This is a genomic window from Candidatus Bipolaricaulis anaerobius, assembly GCF_900465355.1.
GTDB classification, from domain to species: Bacteria; Bipolaricaulota; Bipolaricaulia; order Bipolaricaulales; family Bipolaricaulaceae; genus Bipolaricaulis; species Bipolaricaulis anaerobius.
In genome coordinates this window covers 1198116-1217070 of the sequence record NZ_LS483254.1, presented here as the reverse complement: position 1 = coordinate 1217070, position 18955 = coordinate 1198116, and the positions used below count along the sequence as shown (strand labels likewise).

Annotated in this window: 20 protein-coding genes; 7 read left to right on the top strand and 13 right to left on the bottom strand. The window is 69.1% G+C overall.

The window, feature by feature from the left end; genetic code table 11:
- Window positions 1-16: 16 nt before the first annotated feature.
- The 3 genes from BARAN1_RS06590 to BARAN1_RS05895 are packed head-to-tail and all read right to left on the bottom strand — an operon-like array spanning window position 17 to window position 1750.
- Entirely contained in the window at window positions 17-688 is a 672-nt protein-coding gene (locus tag BARAN1_RS06590) for a hypothetical protein (protein ID WP_162297762.1), read from the bottom strand.
- The gene (locus tag BARAN1_RS05900; RefSeq protein ID WP_122031625.1) at window positions 685-1221 is read right to left on the bottom strand and encodes an early set domain-containing protein; all 537 of its coding nucleotides are present in this window, start codon (window positions 1219-1221) and stop codon (window positions 685-687) included. The genes BARAN1_RS06590 and BARAN1_RS05900 overlap by 4 nt, the downstream gene beginning before the upstream one ends.
- Window positions 1208-1750 (bottom strand): sigma-70 family RNA polymerase sigma factor, encoded by a 543-nt coding sequence (locus BARAN1_RS05895; RefSeq protein ID WP_162297761.1) that lies wholly within the window; start codon window positions 1748-1750, stop codon window positions 1208-1210. Before BARAN1_RS05895 ends, BARAN1_RS05900 begins: the two co-directional genes overlap by 14 nt.
- Window positions 1751-1918: 168 nt before the next feature.
- Here BARAN1_RS05895 and BARAN1_RS05890 point away from each other — a divergent pair, with 168 nt between their 5' ends.
- Window positions 1919-2872 carry a PKD domain-containing protein gene (locus BARAN1_RS05890; protein WP_157959526.1) on the top strand — a complete coding sequence of 318 codons (954 nt, stop codon included), beginning with the start codon at window positions 1919-1921 and terminating at the stop codon, window positions 2870-2872.
- An 8-nt stretch (window positions 2873-2880) separates the two neighbouring features.
- Here BARAN1_RS05890 and lnt read toward each other — a convergent pair whose 3' ends face one another.
- Window positions 2881-4341: an apolipoprotein N-acyltransferase gene (gene lnt, locus BARAN1_RS05885; protein ID WP_157959525.1), complete on the bottom strand. Its 1461-nt coding sequence runs from the start codon at window positions 4339-4341 to the stop codon at window positions 2881-2883.
- Between the two features lie 33 nt (window positions 4342-4374).
- On the opposite strand from lnt, the gene lgt reads away from it, so the two are divergent.
- Together lgt and alaS are read left to right on the top strand one after the other, a co-directional pair.
- Window positions 4375-5166 (top strand): prolipoprotein diacylglyceryl transferase, encoded by a 792-nt coding sequence (lgt, locus tag BARAN1_RS05880; RefSeq protein WP_122031621.1) that lies wholly within the window; start codon window positions 4375-4377, stop codon window positions 5164-5166.
- The gene (alaS, locus tag BARAN1_RS05875; protein WP_122031620.1) at window positions 5163-7727 is read left to right on the top strand and encodes an alanine--tRNA ligase; all 2565 of its coding nucleotides are present in this window, start codon (window positions 5163-5165) and stop codon (window positions 7725-7727) included. The genes lgt and alaS overlap by 4 nt, the downstream gene beginning before the upstream one ends.
- On the opposite strand, the gene dnaN is transcribed toward alaS, so the two are convergent.
- The 3 genes from dnaN to BARAN1_RS05860 are packed head-to-tail and all read right to left on the bottom strand — an operon-like array spanning window position 7714 to window position 9917.
- Window positions 7714-8847, bottom strand: coding sequence for a DNA polymerase III subunit beta (gene dnaN / locus BARAN1_RS05870; RefSeq protein ID WP_122031619.1), 1134 nt, complete (start codon window positions 8845-8847; stop codon window positions 7714-7716). The genes alaS and dnaN overlap by 14 nt on opposite strands.
- A 21-nt stretch (window positions 8848-8868) precedes the next feature.
- Window positions 8869-9474, bottom strand: a complete 606-nt coding sequence (tmk, locus tag BARAN1_RS05865) for a dTMP kinase (protein WP_122031618.1) — start codon at window positions 9472-9474, stop codon at window positions 8869-8871.
- Window positions 9471-9917, bottom strand: a complete 447-nt coding sequence (locus BARAN1_RS05860; protein ID WP_122031617.1) for a signal peptidase II — start codon at window positions 9915-9917, stop codon at window positions 9471-9473. The genes tmk and BARAN1_RS05860 overlap by 4 nt, the downstream gene beginning before the upstream one ends.
- Window positions 9918-10007: 90 nt before the next feature.
- On the opposite strand from BARAN1_RS05860, the gene BARAN1_RS05855 reads away from it, so the two are divergent.
- Genes BARAN1_RS05855 through lepB form a run of 3 tightly spaced genes read left to right on the top strand, consistent with a single transcriptional unit; the run spans window position 10008 to window position 11799 of the window.
- On the top strand, window positions 10008-10559 hold the full coding sequence (locus tag BARAN1_RS05855) for an RNA methyltransferase (RefSeq protein ID WP_157959524.1): 552 nt from the start codon (window positions 10008-10010) through the stop codon (window positions 10557-10559).
- Window positions 10556-10894: a 50S ribosomal protein L19 gene (gene rplS, locus BARAN1_RS05850; RefSeq protein ID WP_269460763.1), complete on the top strand. Its 339-nt coding sequence runs from the start codon at window positions 10556-10558 to the stop codon at window positions 10892-10894. The genes BARAN1_RS05855 and rplS overlap by 4 nt, the downstream gene beginning before the upstream one ends.
- Window positions 10891-11799: a signal peptidase I gene (gene lepB / locus BARAN1_RS05845; RefSeq protein ID WP_122031614.1), complete on the top strand. Its 909-nt coding sequence runs from the start codon at window positions 10891-10893 to the stop codon at window positions 11797-11799. The genes rplS and lepB overlap by 4 nt, the downstream gene beginning before the upstream one ends.
- Here the strand turns inward: lepB and BARAN1_RS05840 are convergent.
- Window positions 11796-12440, bottom strand: a complete 645-nt coding sequence (locus BARAN1_RS05840; protein ID WP_231944255.1) for a molybdopterin-dependent oxidoreductase — start codon at window positions 12438-12440, stop codon at window positions 11796-11798. The genes lepB and BARAN1_RS05840 overlap by 4 nt on opposite strands.
- Window positions 12441-12450: 10 nt before the next feature.
- Here BARAN1_RS05840 and orn point away from each other — a divergent pair, with 10 nt between their 5' ends.
- A complete protein-coding gene (gene orn / locus BARAN1_RS05835; protein WP_122031612.1) occupies window positions 12451-13014 on the top strand; it encodes an oligoribonuclease in 564 nt (187 codons plus the stop codon).
- Here the strand turns inward: orn and BARAN1_RS05830 are convergent.
- The 5 genes from BARAN1_RS05830 to BARAN1_RS05810 form a co-directional block, all read right to left on the bottom strand.
- On the bottom strand, window positions 13011-13760 hold the full coding sequence (locus BARAN1_RS05830) for a metallophosphoesterase family protein (protein ID WP_157959523.1): 750 nt from the start codon (window positions 13758-13760) through the stop codon (window positions 13011-13013). The genes orn and BARAN1_RS05830 overlap by 4 nt on opposite strands.
- Window positions 13761-13966: 206 nt before the next feature.
- Window positions 13967-14806, bottom strand: a complete 840-nt coding sequence (rsmA, locus tag BARAN1_RS05825; RefSeq protein WP_157959522.1) for a 16S rRNA (adenine(1518)-N(6)/adenine(1519)-N(6))-dimethyltransferase RsmA — start codon at window positions 14804-14806, stop codon at window positions 13967-13969.
- A gap of 24 nt (window positions 14807-14830) precedes the next feature.
- Window positions 14831-15484 carry a PAQR family membrane homeostasis protein TrhA gene (trhA, locus tag BARAN1_RS05820; protein ID WP_231944254.1) on the bottom strand — a complete coding sequence of 218 codons (654 nt, stop codon included), beginning with the start codon at window positions 15482-15484 and terminating at the stop codon, window positions 14831-14833.
- Between the two features lies 1 nt (window position 15485).
- Window positions 15486-16643 (bottom strand): DUF362 domain-containing protein, encoded by a 1158-nt coding sequence (locus BARAN1_RS05815; protein ID WP_122031608.1) that lies wholly within the window; start codon window positions 16641-16643, stop codon window positions 15486-15488.
- Window positions 16644-16674: 31 nt separating this feature from the next.
- Window positions 16675-18951, bottom strand: a complete 2277-nt coding sequence (locus BARAN1_RS05810; RefSeq protein WP_122031607.1) for a tetratricopeptide repeat protein — start codon at window positions 18949-18951, stop codon at window positions 16675-16677.
- Between the last annotated feature and the right edge of the window lie 4 nt (window positions 18952-18955).

The following is an 18955-nucleotide window of genomic DNA, read 5'->3' as shown; positions in this document are numbered from 1 at the left end:
GTTCCTCGACCTCCTTCTAAAGGCTAGGTCCATACGCCTGACGCGCGATCTGCTCCACGAGCTCCGGTGTGAGTGCGGCGAGCAGCGGATCCACGAGGCTCGGGTCGAGCACCGAGCCCCGCAACTTTTGGAAGCGAGAGCGCACGAACGCCTCCAACGGTTCCCGTGGCTGGCTGAGCACGAAATCCCCCACGGCCCATGCCATCTCCACAACGAGCCGGTCCTGGGGAAGGAGCGGGCCTCCCGGCCCCTGAGGCCCCACCCCGACGATGCCATGCTGGACAAGCACCTGCTGGCTAGCCACGAGGAGGTTGGCGCGGATGCGGAGGTTCGTCATCACCGCCTCCCACGGCTGCCCCATCTTGAGCACCTTCAGCACATCGTTCATCAGCGCGTCCACCATGAACCCCCGTTCGAGCGTGCGGTACACGATCGAGAGGGCCTCCTCGGCCTGAGGAGGGGGCAAGGTAGCGAGCCCGCGGAGGAAGGGGAGGCTCACCGCTGGGGTCGCCCGTCCCGTGGCGAGGCCCGCCCCCAGGACCGGAGCCAACGCGGCCTTCAGCGCCGCGGAGATCGGCATCCCCTGGAGGAACTGGAGGACCTCCTCTGCGGTGGGAACCGGCGCCAGGGGGACCTGAGCCATGGTCCCCACCGTGAGCAGGGCGACGGCCACGACGAGGCCCCTCACAGCCCCTCCCCGCCGATGTAGCGCACCGACACGTACTCCCCGAACGTGCGCACGTACTCGGCCGCGAGCGGGTCCTGCCCCACCCAGCGGCCATCCACGACGAACGCGTACTCGTACCGGCCGGGGGGGAGGGCCACCGTCACCGTCCACACGCCGTCCCCATCGTGGTCGAATAGGTTGATCGGCTGCCAGGCCGAGAAGTCCCCGACCACGCTGACCTCCTTCGCCCCCGGCGCCGCCACGGTGAACAGGTTCGCCCCCGCGGGGGGGAGCGGGTTCCCGCCGGGGAAGGAGAACCTCCCGATCAGCACCCCCACCGCGAGGATGGCCATCCCGCCGACGAGGGCCCATCCCCAGCGGATCCGGGGCCGGGCGATGGCTGCGGAGGCCCGCCTCCGCCACGACGGGCGGGGGGCCGGTTGGGCCAGCTGGCGGATGACCCGCCCCTCCAACCCCTCCACGGCGGGGAGGCCTTCCTCCACTTCCCGGGCGATCGCCCTCCGGATCAGAGGGTCCAGTTCATCCAACCGCATCGCGAATCACCCCCCGTGCCGCAAGTTCTGCCCGCACCAGGGCTCGCGCCCGGTGCAACCGTGTCTTGACCGTGCCCAGCCGCAGGCCGAGCACATCGCCGATCTCCTCGAGCGGTAAATCGTGCCAGTAGCGGAGGACGAGCGGGGCCCGGTACGGCTCGGGAAGGCCCCACACCGCTTCGCGCACGCTCTGCTCCATCTCCTCTTGCCACACCGCCTGGGCGGGGTCCTCCGCCCACACCTCCTTCGGGAGCGGGTCCCGCCGGCGACGGCGCAGCGCGTTCTTCGCCACGTTCGCCGTCACCGTGAACAACCACGTCGAGAACTTGCGGGAAAGATCGTACCGGTCCAACCGCTCGTAGGCGCGGACGAACGCATCCTGGACCGCGTCCTCGGCGTCGGCGCGGTTCCGGAGGATCGCCACCGCGATCCCGAACGCGGCCTCTTTGTACCGGCTCACGATCTCCCCCCATGCCTCCAGGTCGCCATTCAGGCTCCGCTGGATGAGCTCAAGTTCCCCGTCGGGCACCCCGCCTCCTTCCGTGGCAATATACACCGTGCCGCGAAACAGGGTTTCGCCCGGACACGTGTCCGCCCACCGATGGACGGAACCGCGGTCCAGAGTTCGCTCGATTCTCATTGGGCATGCTGGGATCGGGCTACGCTCGCCCCAGCTGCAATGACGAAGGAGGTCGGTATGCGCAGGATTTGGAAGATAGGGCTCGTGGTGGTCTTTGGGCTAGGGCTCGCCGGGTGTGCGTGGCTGTTCGCCCCGCCCCAGGCCGTCCTCACGGCAAGCGTTACCTCTCCCCTTACCGTGCAGTTCGATCTGTCAGGCTCCACGGGGGATATCGTGAGCTACACCCTCACGTTTGGGGACGGTTCGGCCGCGGCGGAGGGGTCCGACATCACCGTGGCGGTCGTTCACACCTACGAGGACCCTGGCGACTACATCGCCACCCTGACCGTCCAGGATGCTCGGGGGCGGACGAGCTCCGCATCGGTGGGGATCACGGTGAGTGCAGCACCGACGACGACCGTGAGCCTGGGGGCGGTTCCCGCTTCGGGCCCAGCTCCCCTCGATGTCGAGTTCTGGGCCACGATCAGCGCCGCGCCGGGGCGGAGGATCAAGCACGTCGCGCTCGACTATGAGACCGACGGGACGCCCGACTTCGAATCCGATGTGGATTTCGCGACCTACGATTGGTGGATCCCGGATGACAGTTCACCTTACACCTACAACGATCCTGGAACCTACACCGCGACCCTTACCGTCACCGACGACGCCACTCCCGCCCAGGACTTCACCGCCACGGCAACGATCACCGTGACCAGCCCCCCGCCGGTGATCACGGCCTTCACCGCCACCCCGCAGACCCCCTCTGCGGGCGCCAATGTCACGTTCGCCTTTGAAGCCGAGGCTGGGGATGCAGCCCGCAAGCTGGTGAAGTGGGAGCTCCGCTCCGGCGATGGCTACGTGGTGACGGTGGTTCTCCCCACGCCAGCCAGCACCCTGAACGTGACCCAGGTCTACGCAGGTGGATACGCTCAAACCGGTTCGTACACGGCGACGGTGAAGGTGTGGGATGACCTCACCCCTACCGCAAACACGGACGAGGTAACCCTCGATGTGGACGTTGTAGCGCCCTAGATCCCCTCCTAGGTTCGCAGCCGACCTTCGCGGCCCCGCCCCGAGCGGGGCCGCTTTGTCCTGAGCCCGAGGACGAGGAGGGCCCCGGCCAGGCCGAGCACCGGCCCGTCCCCCACGCGCACGTAGGGGGTTGAGCCTGTCCGTAACGGGACCTCCAGGACGGTGGTCCCCCTCGTCCGGGGGGGAAGCCGGCCGAGGTCCTCCCCCCGCGGCCCCCATCCGCCGCTTACCCCGGTCTGGCCGATCTGAACGAGCGCCCGCCCCGTCTCCGCTGCCCGGAGCGCCCCCAGCGCGTAGTGCTCCCACAGGAGGCGCGTCTCCCCGAACCAGGCATCGTTGGTGGGGACGAGGAGGACCTCCGCTCCCGCCTGCACGAGCTCACGGCTGACCCCGGGGAACGTGGACTCAAAACAGATCATGATCCCCAGGTTCCCCACCGGGCGCACCTCCTCCCCGGGGGTCTGGTCGAACGGGAGGAGCGGAGCGATGAGCGGGCCGAGCCCGATCTTCTCCCAGAGGCCCCGCCCCGGCACATACTCCCCGAACGGGACGAGGCGGGTCTTGGCGTACGTGCCCGTGACCTCCCCGCGGGGGGAGAGGACGAGGACCGTGTTGTAGATCTTCCCCTCGCGGAACTCCGCTGTCCCCACAAGGACGGACGCCCCCACCTCGATCGCCGCGCCTTGGAACAGGGCCAGGTGGTCCCGCTCGGCGAGGAGCCACGGCCGCACGTTCTCGGGGAGGGCGATCAGGTCCACGGGGGGCGCAACCTGGGCGAGGAGCTCCTGGTAGAGGGCGAGGTGGGCCGGGAGGAGGTTTGGGTCGAGTTGTTCGAGCTTGGCGATGTTCGGCTGGATGAGGGCCACGGTGAGGGTCCCTCCGTCCCGCGTTCCGGATGGGACGACGCTCACGACGAACAGGGCGAGGGGGCCGAGCGCCGCCCATGGGAGCCACCGTCGCTGGCGCACGCCGCAGGCGAGGCACCCCGCCGTCCAAGCCACCCCGAGCGAGAGGAGCCACGGCCCGCCCCAGGCCGCCGCGGGGAGGAACGGCCCGCCCGCCATCGTCCCCGGCACGCTCCCCAACGTGACCCCCAACGGCCCGGCCGCGCGGAGGGCCTCGACGAGGACCCATCCCCCCGCCCACACGAAGGGGGAGCTCCACCGCCCGGCCACCGCCCCGAACAGGGCGAGGAACAGTCCCCCGTACACCGCGAGGGCGAGGCATATCGGGACCACCATCGCGCCCACGAACGGCGAGAGGGAGGAAAGGGACGAGAACTCGAGCCCGAAGAACACGACCCCACACAGGGCGCCGAGGCCTAACCCGCGCTTCGTTCCCGCCTCATCAAGGGCCCACAAGAGGGGGACGAGGGCGAGCCAAGCGAGCCACCCCAGCCCGGGGAAGAACGACGCCCACAGGAGAAGACCCGCTCCCAGCGCCCCCAGCCAGCGCCTCCCCCTGATCACGATCCCATTATAATGGCCGCTCGGTGACCGTTGATGCATCCCATCTTCCTGAGGTTGGGGCCGATTGAAATCCGGTACTACGGCCTCATGTACGTGATCTCGTTCGTGCTCGGGTACTTCATCGTCCGCGCGGAGGCCCGCCGCCGCGGGGTGTTCTCGCAGCCCGATGACGTGCTCGACCTCTTCCTCGTCGTCATCCCCCTCGGGATCCTGTTCGCGCGCCTGTACTACGTGGCCTTCCAGTGGGACTGGTACCGCAGCGCGCCGTGGGAGGTGTTCATGATCTGGCACGGGGGGCTGGCGATCCACGGCGGGATCATCGGCGGCGTGGTGGGGCTCCTCATCGTCGCCCGCTGGAAGAGGGTCCCGTTCTGGCGCCTTGCCGACGCGGTGGTTCCCGCCCTCATCCTCGGGCAGGTGCTGGGTCGGATCGGGAACTTCCTGAACGGCGACGCGTTCGGGACCCCGACGAACCTCCCGTGGGGGATCGTGTTCCCCGCCTCGTCCCCCGCCGGCGCGACCTACCCCGGTCTCCCCCTCCACCCCGCGATGCTGTACGAGGCCCTTGGGAACCTCCTCCTCTTCGCCCTCCTCTGGAAGCTGCGCACGCGGCCGGCGAAGGATGGGTTCCTGGCCGCCACGTACTTCATCGGCTACGGGGCGGTGCGGTTCGCGTGCGAGTTCTTCCGCGGGGATGCCCTGTGGCTTGGCCCGTTCCGGGCGGCTCAGGTGGTGAGCGTCCTCCTCATTATGGCGTTCGGGACGTGGCTTCTCGTGGGCCGCCTGTGGCGGCCAGCGCACGCCGGACCGACAATCCTCCCATGACGGGCCACGAACTGCGCCAACTTTACCTCGACTATTTCCGCCGCGAGGGCCATGTCGTCCTCCCGTCGGCGAGCCTCGTCCCCGCGGACCCAACGCTCCTCTTCACGGGAGCGGGGATGGTCCAGTTCAAGGACATCTTCTGGGGGAGGATCGCCCCGACCCATCCCCGTGTCACGACCTGCCAGAAGTGCTTCCGCACCACCGATATCGAGCGGGTGGGGACGACCGCCTACCACCACACGTTCTTCGAGATGCTCGGGAACTTCAGCTTCGGCGATTACTTCAAGGAGGGAGCGATCGAACTGGCGTGGCGGTTCCTCACCCGCGAGCTTTCGCTTCCCCCCGACCGCCTGTGGGTCTCCGTGTACGAGGATGACGACGAGGCGTATACGATCTGGCGGGACGTGGTGGGGATCCCCGCCCCAAGGATCGTCCGCCTGGGGAAGGACCACAACTGGTGGGGGCCGGTGGGCGACCGCGGCCCGTGTGGCCCGGACACGGAGATCTTCTGGGACTGGGGCCTCCCACCCTGCGGACCCGACTGTGGGCCGGCCTGCGACTGCGGAAGGTTCTCCGAGATCTGGAACCTCGTGTTCATGCAGTACGACGCGGGAGCCGATGGGACGCTGCGCGAGCTTGGCCAAAAGAACATCGACACCGGGATGGGCCTCGAGCGGATGACGGCTGTGATCGAAGGGGTGCACTCGAACTTCGATACGGACCTGTTCCGGCCGATTGTTGAGGCGATCACCGCCGCGGCCCGCCGGAGCGATCTCCGGCTGCGGAACCTAATCGCCGACCACATCCGGGCGGTCGTGTTCCTCGTTTCCGATGGGGTGAGGCCAGGGAACGAGGCCCAGGGGTACGTGCTGCGGCGGATCCTGCGGCGGATGGTGCGGGCGGCGGATGAGCTCGGGCTCAAGGAGGGGCAGCTTCGCACTCTCGTTGAACCGGTGGTGAGCTCGTTCGGGCCCATCTACTCCGAGATCGAGGAGCGGCGTTCCCTCGTTCGACAGGTCATTTCCCACGAGGAAAGGACGTTCCGGAGGACGCTCCGTGCGGGAGAGGCCCGCCTGCGCGAGGTGCTGGCCGGGCTGCCCCACGGGGGGAGGATACCTGGCCGAGTGGTGTTCGAGCTCTACGATACCTACGGCTTCCCGCCCGAGCTCACGGAAGAGATCGCTCTGGAACAAGGGTTCTCAGTCGACCACGCGGGCTACGCCCAGGAGATGGAAGCCCAGCGGGAGCGCTCCCGGAACGTTCACGGGGGGAGCGGCGTGGCCTCGGGGGAGGGCTTGACTCCCGCCCCTGTGAAGCGGGAGACGGAATTCGTTGGGTACGGAACGCTCCAGGTGGAGGCCACGTGCCTCGCCGCGGCAGAAGGGGGGCCGCTTCTGTTCGAGCGGACCCCGTTCTACGCCGAAGGGGGCGGGCAGGTCGCGGACACCGGCTGGATCGAGAACCTGACCCGACCGGGACGAGCTGAGGTTCTGGATGTACAGAAGTCGCCCCACGGCACGCTCCACACCGTCCGAGTGACGGAAGGTGAGTTCCGTCTCGGCGACCGGTGCCGGCTCATCGTGGACGAGGCGCGGCGGCGGAGGATCGAGCGGGCCCACACCGCGACCCACCTCCTCCACGCTGCCTTGCGCCGGGTGGTGGGGGAGCACGTGATCCAAGCCGGGTCGTCGGTCGGTCCGGAGGAGTTCCGGTTCGACTTCACCCACTTCTCCGCCCTGTCGCCCGCTGAGCTCGCCCAGGTCGAGGAGCTTGCGTTCGCCCCCGTGCTCCAGGACCTCGCGGTGAGCGTGGAGGAACTGCCGCTCGCTGAGGCGAAGAAGCGCGGCGCGATCGCCCACTTCGAGGAGGAGTACCGGGGGAAGGACCGCGTGCGTGTGGTGGAGGTGCCGGGGGTGTCCAGGGAACTGTGCGGGGGGACCCACGTCCGCCGCACGGGGGAGATCGGCCCGATCGTCCTCCTCTCCGAGGAGGCGGTGGCGGCGGGAACGCGTCGGCTGCGCGCCCTCGTCGGCGAGGCCGCCCATCGCTACCTCTCCCGTCTGCGCGAGGAGCGACGCGAGATCGCGAACCTGGTCGGGGTGCCCGAGGCGGAGGCCCTCGCCGGGATCCGGAGGTCGCTCGACGAAGCGCGTTCCCTGCGTCGCCGCGTCGCGGCCCTCGAGGAGGAGCTCGCCTCGCTCCGGTCGGAGCAGGTCCTCACCGCGGCGCGCGAGGTGGGAGGGACGAAGCTCGTGAGCACGATCGTGGAGGGGGGAGCGGAGGAGGCAAAACGGGTCGCGGACGCGCTCGCCGCCCGGCTCGGCCGGTCCGTGGTTGTGGTCGGAGCCTGCGATGCCGAGCGGGCGATCGTCGTGGCGAAGGTCGTGGACGAGCCACGGGTGAGCGCAGGGGACCTCGTCCGCCTCGCGTCCGCGGCGCTCGGTGGGAAGGGGGGCGGCCGCCCCACGTTCGCCCAGGGAGGAGGGCCTGCTTGGCAGGCCCTGCCGCACGCGATCGAGAGCGCGATCGCTCACGCCGAGGGAAGGCTTAAAGGAGCCTGACCGGCATGCACACGTAGATGAACCCCGCGTCCCCGGCGGCGATCTCCCCCGCCGGTTCGATCAGCCCCGCCCGCTCCGGCGCTGACAGCCACAGCGCAACCTGATCCGACTCCATCCTCCGCAGGGCGTCAATCAAGTACTCCGCCCGGAACGCGATCTCCATGCTCTTTTGGGGGGTCTTGAGGAGCTGAACCGACTCCTGGCCCTGGCCCTTGTCCTTCGATGCCGCGGCCAGCTCGAGCTCGGGCCCGGCCACCTTGAGGTTCACCGCCCCCGACTCCTCGGCCGCGAACAGCTCCAACCGGCGTAGGATGTCGAGGAGTTCAGCTCGTGGGGCGAAGAGGCCGATCTCGCTATCCTTGGGCACGACGCGCTCGAAGTCGGGGAACTGCTCCTGGATCGTCCGGCAGGAGAAGAACACCGGCCCGGCCGCGAAGTGGAGCTGGCCCGCGTCAGTGTAGATGGCCACTTCTTCCTCGCTCACCCCAGCCAGGACCCGCGACAGGTCGCCCAACACCGTCGCGTCCACGAGGAACGACCCCTCGTAGTCCTCCGCCAGGCCATCCACGGGGACCTTCTTGATCGCCAGCCGGTACCCGTTCGTGGCGGCGAGCTTGGCTGCCCCGTCGCGGAGCACGATGTCCACTCCGGTGAGGGCGAGGCGGGTCGTCTCGGAGGCCCGCAGGGCGGCAAACGTGGTCTGGGAAATGCCCTGCAGGAGCGTGGGAAGCGACATACTTCCCACCGGCTTCCCCTCCGGCCGCGCCCCCGCGGGGAAGTCGTCGGGGGGGAGGGTGAGGAGATCGAACCTCGCCCGGCCACACGTGAGGCGGGCCTGTCCATTCTCTTCCCGCAGCTCGACCGTCTCCGCCTCGGGGAGGCGGCCCACGAGCTGGGAGAGGACCTGCCCCGGCAGGACGACGGTCCCCGCGCCGTTCACCTGGGCCGCGATCCGGCACCGGATGGACCGCTCGAGGTCGGTCGCGGTCAGCTCGACCCCCGTTCCCTCCCCCTGGCAGCGGATCCCCCCCAGAATGGGCATCGCGGTCCGCCCGCCCAGAGCATGGCTGACGGTCCTCACCCCGAACACCAGATCCTCACGCCGGCAGACGATCTCCATGGACCCTCCTTGACGGAGAGATCATATCCCAGGGAGAGGAAGGTGGGCCAGGATCTCCCCGAGCACGCGCTGTTGGGACAGGGTGGCATCGATCACGTAGGCCCGCGGCACGGAGCGGATCAGTTCGAGGTATCCCACCCGGACCCGGGTGAAGAACTCGAGCCCCTCACCCTCGAACCGATCCCGCTCCCGCGTCCGCTCGTAGGCGACCCCGGGGGGGAGATCGAGGAGGAAGACGTAGTCCGGCTCAAGGCCGCCGGTGGCGAGTTGGTTCAGGTGACGGATGAGGTCGAGGTCGAGCCCGCGGCCCCACCCCTGGTAGGCGAGCGAGGACAGGGTGTAGCGGGAGCAGAGGACCCACTTCCCTTCCCCCAGCGCCGGGCGGATGACCTTCTCCACGTGCTCGTGCCGGGCCCCGATGATGAGGAGGAGCTCGGTGAGGGGGTTCATCGCGGAGTTGGGGGAGAGGACGAGGTCCCGCAGATGCTCGCCGAGGGGCGTCCCCCCCGGCTCGCGGGTAGCAAGGACGGGGACCCCCTTCGCCGCGAGGGCATCCGCGACCAGATGGAGCTGGGTGGACTTCCCCGACGCGTCAGGGCCTTCAAGCACGACGAAGAGAGGTTTCACTTCGCCTTCCCTCCCCCAAGGAGCGCCACCGCGAGCAGCCCTGCCCCGACCACGATCGCCACGTCGGCGGCGTTGAACACAGGCAACCCCGGGACCTGGAGGAAGTCGAGCACGTACCCCCACTGCACCCGATCCACGAGGTTCCCCGCCGCCCCCCCGAGGAGGAGCGCGCTCCCCACGCGGCCCAACGGGCGCCACCGCCCGAGGAGGAGGAGCACGGCCAGGGCCGCCACGACGACCGCGGACACGGCGATGAACGCCCCGCTATGCTCTGGGAAGAGGCCGAACGCGCCACCGGGGTTGTGGACCAGCGTCAGGCGAACCAGGCCGCCGAGGTACGATCGGGATCCCCCCCCGGGGAGGGTTCGCCCTGCCCAGGCCTTGGTGCCCTGATCGAGGGCGAGGACCGCCGCCGCGAGGAGGAAGGATCGCCGGGAGCGCATGGCGCGCCAGTCTACCCGCGACCCCCGCGCCGGGCAAAAGACATGGGGTTCCCTTGCCCCAACCGCCGTCCTCTTTTACCCTTCCCCACCATGGGGAACCTCTACATCGCCCTCCTCCACTTCCCGATGCGGAGCCGGGAGGGCGGGATCGTGGCCACTGCCCTGACCTCGATCAACGTGCCCGATATCGCCCGTACGGCCCGCACCTACGGCGCCTCCCGCTACTACGTGGTCACCCCTCTCGCCAGCCAGCGGCGGATCGCGGAGCGGCTCCGCAGCTTCTGGATGGAAGAGGAGGAGTCCTCCAACCGCCGTGAGGCGGTGTCCCTCGTCGCGGTGCGCGAGGAGATCGAGGAGTGCTTTGACGAGATCTCCGCGGCGGAGGGCCAGCCCCCGCTGTTGTGGGGGACGAGCGCGCGGAGCGGCCTCCCCTACCCTCGCCTGAGCTGGGACGAGGCGCGGGCCCTCGTCCGGGAGAAGCCGGTCCTCCTTGCGTTCGGGACGGGGAACGGCATGGCCGATGAGCTCCTCGCCGCGTGCGATGCCCTCCTCCCCCCGGTGCGCGGGCGCGGGTACAATTACCTCTCGGTGCGGGCCGCGGTGGCCATCATCTTGGATCGGTTGAAAGGAGAGGAAGTATGACCGGTATGGACGATCTCATCCACGCCCTCGAGGTTGAACAGGTACGGGAGATTCCCGACTTCCGGCCCGGGGACATCGTGCGCTTCTACGAGAAGGTAGCGGAGGGGGCGCGGGAGAGGCTGCAGCCCTTCGAAGGGGTCGTGCTCAAGATCTCCGGCTCCGGGACGCGGACGATGATGACGGTCCGCAAGGTCGCGGCCGGGGTGGGCGTGGAGCGCACCGTCCCCGTGCACTCGCCGCGGCTGGAGCGGATCGAAGTGGTCAAGCGCAACGCGGTGCGCAAGAGCCGCCCCTACTGGCTGCGCCGGGTGAGCCGCATCCACAAGATCGAATGAGCCCCTCGCCGCAGCGAAAGCCCAAGAAGGAGAAGAAACCGCCCTGGATCGTGCGCCTCCTCCGGCGGCGCGGGGTGCGCCTCTCTCACCGCACGGAGTACTGGCTGGGGTGGGCGGAGACGATCGTCGAGGTGGGGATCATCTTCCTCCTCACGATCAACTTCGTCACCGTCCGGATGACGGTCCCCACAGGGTCCATGAACCCCACGATCGCCCCCGGGGACTCGTTCTTCGTGGACATCCTCACCTATCACTTCCGCGACCCGGTGCCGGGCCGGGTGATCGTGTTCTGGCAACTGGAGGAGATGCAGGTCACGGCGGTCGAGCCGGGCAGCCCGGCGGCCCTGGCCGGGATTCAAGCCAAGGACTGGATCACCCATGTCCAGTACCCGACGATCGGGATCGGCGGGGAGCCCGTGCCCGCGGTGCGCACCGCCGACCGGCGGATCGAGGCCGCCCAAGGGGGTGAGCTCGCGTTCGTCGTCCTCCGGGAGGGCGTTGGGCACAAGGAGCTCTCGGTCTCCGTTCCCGACGGAGTCCAGGATCTCCGTGGGCTCGGGATCGAGTACCGCACGCGGCGCGAGCGGTACGTGAAGCGGCTCATCGCCGTGGGCGGCCAGACCGTGCAGATCGTGGGGGGCAAGATCATCGTGGACGGGTCCCCCCTCGCCGCTGTCGCCGAGCGAACCTACTGGACCCAAGGGGCGGGGATGCAGTACGGGATTGCCCCCACCCACGTCCCGCGGGGGCACTACTTCGTCCTCGGGGACAACACGATGAACTCCTACGACTCCCGCTATTGGGGGTTCGTGCCGGAGGAGGAGTTGATCGGGGCTCCGTTCTTCCGGGTGTGGCCGTTCTCGCGGTTCGGGCCGATGAACGGGTACTGGTGGTCGTCCCTCTAGGATCGGAACCGTTCCTCGCGCCACGGGTCCCCGACGTCGTGGTAGCCTCGCGCTTCCCAGTGTCCGCGGCGGAAGCTCGTCAGGAATTCCAGGGCCGAAAGGTACTTCGCGCTCTTCCAGGCGTAGAGGGAGGGAACGACGAGGCGCAGCGGGGCCCCGTGTTCCGGAGGCAACGGGGCTCCGTTCAGCCGGTGGGCGAGGAGGCTGTGGGCATCCTGGAACTGGGGATAGGGGACGTTCGTCGTGTACCCCTCCCGGCCGTAGGCTATCACCCACGTCACGCCCGGGTGGGGGCGGACGAGGTCCACGATCGCCCCGGTGGGGATCCCCTCCCACACGAGGTCCGGCACGCTCCACCCCGTCACGCAGTGGAAGTCAGCCTGAACGGTGGTCTGGGGGAGGCGGAGGAGCTCGTCCCAGCTCAGCTCGCCGGGATGCCCCACCGCGCCGAACAGGCGCAGGCGAAACCGGGGCAGGGCGATGTCTGGAACCGGTCCAATATCGTAGGGGATAGGCTTTTCCACCCACCGCTGGCCAACGGGCAGCCGTGCGGGCATCATCGCCCGGTACGGTAGCCCTCCCGTGGCTTCGTGGCAAGCGAGGGCACGACGGCCGAGCCTGACCGGGAAGAGAAAGGACATACGGCCCACCATGCGGTACCGAGAGAACATCGTGTGGATAGACCTCGAGACCACCGGTCTCGATCCGGAGACGAGCGTGATCCTCGAGATCGCGGTCGTCATCACCGACAAGCATCTGAACCTGCTCGCCCAGGGATCGCTCGTCGTGCACCACCCCAACGACGCGCTCGTGGGCCTCGACGACTGGGTCCAGGAGCAGCACCAGGCGTCGGGGTTGCTGGAGGAGGTGCGCCGGTCCACGACGACCCTTGCCCAGGCCGAGGCGGCCGCCCTCGCCCTCGTGGGCAAGTACTGCCCGCCCCGAGCGTGTCCGCTCGCCGGGAGCTCGGTGTGCTTCGACCGCCGGTTCCTCGCCCGTCACATGCCGCGCCTCAACGCCTATCTCCACTACCGCCAGGTGGACGTGAGCTCGATCAAGGAGATCGTCCGCCGCTGGTACCCCGACCGGGTCCCCGCCAACGGAGCGAACGCCAAGCACCGTGCCCTCCCCGATGTCCTGGAATCGATCGAGGAGCTGCGCCGCTACCGGGGCACCGTGTTCCAGCCCCTCCCTGACCAGGGGCCGCCGGCCTAGATCTCGACGAGTTCGAGGTCCCGCGCCGTGGCTACCGTCTGCCCCGGACGGAGGACGGCCACCCGCCGGACCGTTCCCCCGTAGGCGCGGGAGGTGAACAGGGTGAGGCACCGGTCGCCGTACAGGTACAAGGGGGCCGAGGGCTGGTGGGAGCGGACGAGGGCGCGAATTCCGAGGCGATCCGCGACGCGGCGGAAGTGGTCCCCTCCGAACGCCGGACGGCCGGAGGGGAGCGCTTTGAGGGCAGGGCCGGGGCGGTCCTCCCAGTCTCCCCACGCCAGCGCCCGCCACGCCGCTGAGCCGAGCTGGATGCGGGCGATGTCGGCGAGCTTCTCCACATCGGGCAGAGCCCCATGGAGGGCGAGGAGGCCGATGGGGTGGTGAGCGGCGAACGGGAGCCCGGCGAGGACCTCCCCCCACGCCGCGGCCTCCGGGGGCCGGAGGCGCTCCCAGAAGTCGGCCGGCGCGAACTGCTGGACCGCCCACCCCTCGTGGTTGCCCATGAGGAGGACCACGTGGCCCCCGTGGGCGAGCTTGGCCTCAAGGAGGAGGCGGAGGTTGCCGAGCGAATCCGGCCCCCGGTCCACGTAGTCCCCGAGGAACACGAGGACGTGCTCGCGGGGGGGAAACTTGTCCAGCACCCGCTCGGTCGCATCGCAGTCCCCGTGTGTGTCGCCCACGAACACTGTGGTCCGGTCCGCAGGGAGGGAGATGAGCCGCCCCTCCCTCGTCAGCAGATCCCGCATCCGCGTGAGCAGCCCCCCGTCGGTCATGGGCCTGAGGCGACGGTTCCCCCGTGCTCCAGGCAACGGCGAAGGGCCGCTCGTCCGAGTGGGCGGAGGCCTTCGTCCGCGTTGCGGCCGAGAAGCCCCGCCCGCTCCCGCACCACATAGGTCTTCGCCGCTCCCCGACAGCTGATCATCGTGCCCCCCGTCTCTAGAGCCCTGGGCCATCATCTCGTCCCGCCGGGGTCAAGGGTATGGGCCAGGCGGTCCACGGCTTCGAGGGGCAGGGCCTCGCCGCGCACTCGGCCGTCCAACCTAGCCTCGGCCAGGATCCGATCCGCCTCCGCAGCCGAGAGCTGCCCGAGGAGGGCGCGACGGAGGGTCTTCCGCCGGCCGGAGAAGATGAGGGAGAGCGCCCGCTCGAACGCCGGCTCCGGCGCCGTGACGTGCGGCACGGGGAGCTTCCGCAGCCGGATGAGGGCCGAGTCCACCGCCGGCGGGGGGAAGAACACGGTCCGCGGCACCTTCCGCACCACCTCAGCGTCGAAGTAGGCACGGAGATGGACCCCGAGCCGGCTCGCCTCCGGTCCGGGGGGGGCGACGAGCTTCTCCCCGACCTCCCGCTGGACCATGACTACCGCCCGCTCCACCGCCTCCCGCTCGCGGATGAGTTTCACGAGGACATCGCTTGTGATCCCGTAGGGGAGGTTCCCCACGAGGAGGATCCGTTCCCCGAGCGAGCTGAGCGGGAACCCGCGGAAATCCCCGGGGAGGACCCGCACGTTGGGGTGAGCGGCGGTTGTCTCCTCCAGGACCGAGATCAGCCGCCGATCCACCTCGACCGCCACGAGCTCCCGCACCCGCGGGGCGAGCGCCACGGTGAGGGTTCCCGCGCCCGCGCCGACCTCGACCGCGGTCTCATCCCCCCCTGCTTCGGTCAACTCAACGATCCTCTCCAGGATGTTCCCGTCGGCGAGGAAGTGCTGGCCGAGTTCGGGGCGCAGCCGGACCCCGTGGCGGGAGAGGACCTCCCGCAGGACCGTGGGCGATGTGAGTTTCCCCTCCATCCCGCGCATGATAGCGCTCACACCCTACCGGGCGGGGAGGAGGTAGAGGAAGATCGCAAAGTAGTGGCACATCCCGCCCGCGAGCACCATGAGGTGCCAGATGGCGTGGTTGAACGGAAGGCGCTTCCACGCGTAGAAGATGATCCCTAAGGTGTAGATCACGCCACCGGCGAGGAGGAGGACGAGCGCCCCCAGTGGAACATGGGACAGGACCTGTTTCGCTGCCACCACGATCAGCCATCCCATCGCGACGTAGGTGACGACCGATGCCTTGCGCAGGCGCCCCAGGAACAAGGACTTGAACACGACCCCCGCCGCGGCCATCGCCCACACGACCCCGAGGAGCGCCCATCCCCATGGGTTCCAGAGGCGGATCACGAGGAATGGGGTGTAGGTCCCGGCGATGAGGAGGTAGATCGAGGCGTGGTCGAGGATCCGGAACACGGCCTTCGCCTGGCGGTTCCGCACGCTGTGGTAGAGGGTCGAGGCGAGATGGGTCAGGACGAGGGTTGTCCCATACACGACGAGGCTCGCGATCTGGCCCGCGCTCGCTCCCCGCACCACGCCGAGCACGGTGAGGGCGGCGAGGCCAGCCAGGCTGAGTCCCGTGGCCACGGCGTGGGTGACCGCGTTCGCGATCTCCTCGCCTTCCGTGTACTCGGGGAGTTCGCGGTTCACCCTACCTCCGACGGCGCCGCGCCCGAGCGAACGGGTGGAGCGCCCGTCCGAGGGGCGATCGCTGGAGGGCGATCGCGTCGAACCGGCACACCTCATGGCAGCACATGCAGCGGATGCAGATCTCACGGTTGATGTGCGCCTTCCCCATCGTCACGGTGGCCGCGCCGGTGGGGCAGATGCGGGCGCAGGCCCCGCACCCCACGCAGTTCCGGCGCACGATCTGGGGGCGGACGGCAAGCTGGCGGGTGACGAACTGCGTCAGGAACCGCGGGGCCCAGCCCACAATCTCCCCCGCCGGGATCGGCGGGAGGGCGAAGTCGGCGACGCTGACCGTTGCGATCGGCTCGCCCACGATCTCCACGTCCCTCGCTCCCAGCCCCCGTTCCTGGGCGTAGCGGGTGGTCCGCACGGCGAGCGGATCGAGCCCGATGATCCGCGATGCCACGGCGTCCACGGCCACCGCATCGCGGCTGGCGAGGATCACCCCGAGCTCGCGCAGCGTCCCGTTGGCCGGGCCTGCTCCCGCCATCGCCACAATCCCGTCCATGATCGTGAGCTGGGGCTGGGCAGCAGCGAAGATGTCCACGAGGAGTTGGCTGAACTCGGTGGGGTCCTTGTGCTGCCCGTGGAACGCGGTGCGCAGCCCGCCGGGGATCACGCCGTACATGTTCTTCACCGCGCCGGTGAACAGGGTCAGGGAGTGGGTCTTCAGCTTAGGGAGATCGATGATGACGTCCGCTTCGCGGACCGCGCGGGCGAGGTAGACCTCCTTTAGGACCACCCCCGCGCACTCCACACGGGTGAATCCCTCCTCCCGCAGGTTGACGAGCCTCACCCCCAGCCGCTCCGCGAGAGCTCGGTACCCGGAGATTTCGAACCCATCCGGAGTCGAGGGGTGGAGGTCGTCGCCCACCGTGATGTGCGGCGTGTAGTCCCGCACGACCGCGAGGACCGCACCCGTGAACGTGGGATGGGTGACGATCCCCCGCTCGGGAGGGGATGGCGGGGAGAGGTGGTTGATCTTCACGAACGCCCGACTGTCCGGCCGGAGGAGGTCGTCCACCCCTCCGATCGCGGCCAGCGCGGCCTCCACGGCCGAGCGGATCTCCGCCTCATCGTAGGTTCGCACGGCCTTCACGGCAACCGGCGTGGGGATCATGGATGACGAGACCTCCTCGGGGTCCAACGGCCTACCCCGCCGCCACCGGGGGCGCCTCTTCGGGGAACCCCATCTTGACGAGGTAGCCCTGGAACCGGGGGTCGGACCGGGCGCTATCGAACCAGGGATGGACCTTGAGAAGGCGTAGCCCCGGATCGCGTGCCTGGAAGGACTTCTCGAGCCAGGCCAGGCCCTCGTCCACGTGCCCGAGGGCGAAGTGAGCGGAGGCGACCGTGAACGCGTGGCCGAGTCCGGAATCCCTTCTCTCCAGCGCCCGCAGGTTCTCCTCGGCGGTCGTCGTCTCCCCCATCCCGGCGTAGGTGACGACCCGGGACGCTTGGATCTCGGTCTGCACCCGGTCCGTCTTGGCAACCCTCGCTTCGGCCTTCCGGAATGCTTCCAGGGCCTGCTCGTGCCGCCCGAGCAGGGTGTACACGATGCCGAGGGTGACGCGGGGCTGAACCCATTCCGGATCGAGATCGAGGGTCCGCTGAAGCTGGACGATCGCCTCCTCGTACTGCCGGGCGAAGACGAGGCACCGCCCGTAGGTATGGTTCGCGATCGGTGAGTCGGGCTCCATGACGAGGACCTTGTTCATGGTCTCCAGGGCCTCGTCGAAGCGGCCGAGGAACGTGAGGTGGTCCGCGAACGCCCGGCGCACCGCGCTGCTGTTGGGATCGAGATCGAGGGCCTTGTTGAGCTCCGCCTCGGCCTCGGCCCACTTCCCCGCCGTCTGGAGGACGGAAGCGAGGGACAGATGGCCCTCCACGAAGTCGGCCGCGAGGGCCTGCGCCCGGCGGTGTTGATCGAGGGCTTCGCTGAACTGCCCGGACTCCCAGAGGATGGCGGACAGGGCCATGTTGATGATCGGGGAGAGGGGGTCGAGGGCGAGGGCACGCTTCATCTCGGCGAGGGCCTCCGAGGTCCGGCCGAGGTCGCTCAGGAGGTTGGCGTACCAATGGCGAGCGGTGGCATAGTTTGGGTTCTGTTCGATCGCTTTCTTGAACCGGGTGGCCGCCCGCTCCGTGTCGTGCTCGAACAGCCACTCGATGAGAGCCAGCGACGTGTTCGCCTCAGCGAGGTCCTCGTCCAGCTCGAGGGCCTTCTGTGCCGCCTCCTTGGCGAGGGGGAGCGCCTCGTGCACCGGCAGATGCCCTTGGCTGGCGAGCACGCTGTAGGAGTCCGCCAAGCCAGCGTAGGCGAGGGCGTAGTGCGGATCGGCCGCGATCACGTCCTGGAAGATCTCGATCGCTCGCTTGAGGCCACTCTCGGACCGCTGGTTCCAGAAATGGCGACCCTTCAGGTACAGCATGTAGATGTCCACGTCCCGCGCCCCCGCTGGCTGGAGGCGTCGCTCCTCGCCGGCGACGAGCTTCACCTCAAGCATCTCCGCCACCTTGCGCGCGATCTCGGTCTGGACAGCAAGCACGTCCTCGAGTTTGCGGTCATAGGCCTCCGACCACAGGTGTTCCTCGGTCTGGGCATCGATGAGCTGGAGGTTGATCCGCAGCTGGTGGTCCACCTTGCGCACGCTGCCCTCCAGCACCGTGGCCACCCTCAGCTCCTGGGCGATCTCGGCGATGGACTTCTTGGTCCCCTTGTACTTCATGACCGATGTCTGGGCGATCACGCGCAATCCGCGGATTCGGGAGAGGGTGAAGATGAGCTCCTCTGTCATCCCGTCGGCGAAGAAGGCGTCGGCTGGGTCGGGACTGGTGTTCGCCAGGGGGAGGACGGCGATCCGCGTGCGGTCCACCGGCCGCGGTTCCTCCGGCCGCACCTGGGACCAGGGGAACGCCACCGCGTACACCTCCGTCGGCACGCGGACGTTCTTCAAGGCTTGCCTTCCCATGCTCACGAGCGGGAAGTGCACCTTGTTCCACACGTGATCGTACACCTGGGCCGAGATGCAAACTCCCTCCGGCTCAGCAAGCGGGGCGATCCGCGACGCCACGTTCACACCGTCCCCGAACAGGTCGCCCTGGCGGTGGACGACATCCCCGACATGGACTCCGATCCGGATCCGGATCCGGCGCTCGGGGGGCTGAGAGGCGTTCCGCGCGTGGAGGGCCTCCTGGATCGCGATCGCGCACCGCGTGGCCTGGAGCGCGCTTGGGAACTCGACGAGGAACCCGTCGCCCATCGCCTTGACCACCCGTCCGCCGTGGGAGGAGAACAGGGGTCGCAAGAGGGCATCGTGTTCCTCGAGGAGCTTGAGCGAGAGGTCCTCGTTCGTCTGCCCAAGGAGGGTGTACCCGACGATGTCGGTGATCAGGATCGCGCTCAGCCGGCGTTCCTCTTCAGGCATGGTC

Excerpts from the sequence above, each read along its gene's own strand:
- BARAN1_RS05890 (WP_157959526.1), top strand. The coding sequence starts at position 1,919 with ATGCGCAGGATTTGGAAGATAGGGCTCGTGGTGGTCTTTGGGCTAGGG.
- BARAN1_RS05815 (WP_122031608.1), bottom strand. The coding sequence starts at position 16,643 with ATGATCCCCACGCCGGTTGCCGTGAAGGCCGTGCGAACCTACGATGAG.
- alaS (WP_122031620.1), top strand. The coding sequence starts at position 5,163 with ATGACGGGCCACGAACTGCGCCAACTTTACCTCGACTATTTCCGCCGC.
- rsmA (WP_157959522.1), bottom strand. The coding sequence starts at position 14,806 with ATGGAGGGGAAACTCACATCGCCCACGGTCCTGCGGGAGGTCCTCTCC.
- orn (WP_122031612.1), top strand. The coding sequence starts at position 12,451 with ATGCGGTACCGAGAGAACATCGTGTGGATAGACCTCGAGACCACCGGT.
- rplS (WP_269460763.1), top strand. The coding sequence starts at position 10,556 with ATGACCGGTATGGACGATCTCATCCACGCCCTCGAGGTTGAACAGGTA.
- BARAN1_RS05810 (WP_122031607.1), bottom strand. The coding sequence starts at position 18,951 with ATGCCTGAAGAGGAACGCCGGCTGAGCGCGATCCTGATCACCGACATC.
- dnaN (WP_122031619.1), bottom strand. The coding sequence starts at position 8,847 with ATGGAGATCGTCTGCCGGCGTGAGGATCTGGTGTTCGGGGTGAGGACC.
- BARAN1_RS05855 (WP_157959524.1), top strand. The coding sequence starts at position 10,008 with ATGGGGAACCTCTACATCGCCCTCCTCCACTTCCCGATGCGGAGCCGG.
- BARAN1_RS05840 (WP_231944255.1), bottom strand. The coding sequence starts at position 12,440 with ATGTCCTTTCTCTTCCCGGTCAGGCTCGGCCGTCGTGCCCTCGCTTGC.
- BARAN1_RS05830 (WP_157959523.1), bottom strand. The coding sequence starts at position 13,760 with ATGCGGGATCTGCTGACGAGGGAGGGGCGGCTCATCTCCCTCCCTGCG.
- BARAN1_RS05900 (WP_122031625.1), bottom strand. The coding sequence starts at position 1,221 with ATGCGGTTGGATGAACTGGACCCTCTGATCCGGAGGGCGATCGCCCGG.
- lgt (WP_122031621.1), top strand. The coding sequence starts at position 4,375 with ATGCATCCCATCTTCCTGAGGTTGGGGCCGATTGAAATCCGGTACTAC.
- BARAN1_RS05860 (WP_122031617.1), bottom strand. The coding sequence starts at position 9,917 with ATGCGCTCCCGGCGATCCTTCCTCCTCGCGGCGGCGGTCCTCGCCCTC.
- lepB (WP_122031614.1), top strand. The coding sequence starts at position 10,891 with ATGAGCCCCTCGCCGCAGCGAAAGCCCAAGAAGGAGAAGAAACCGCCC.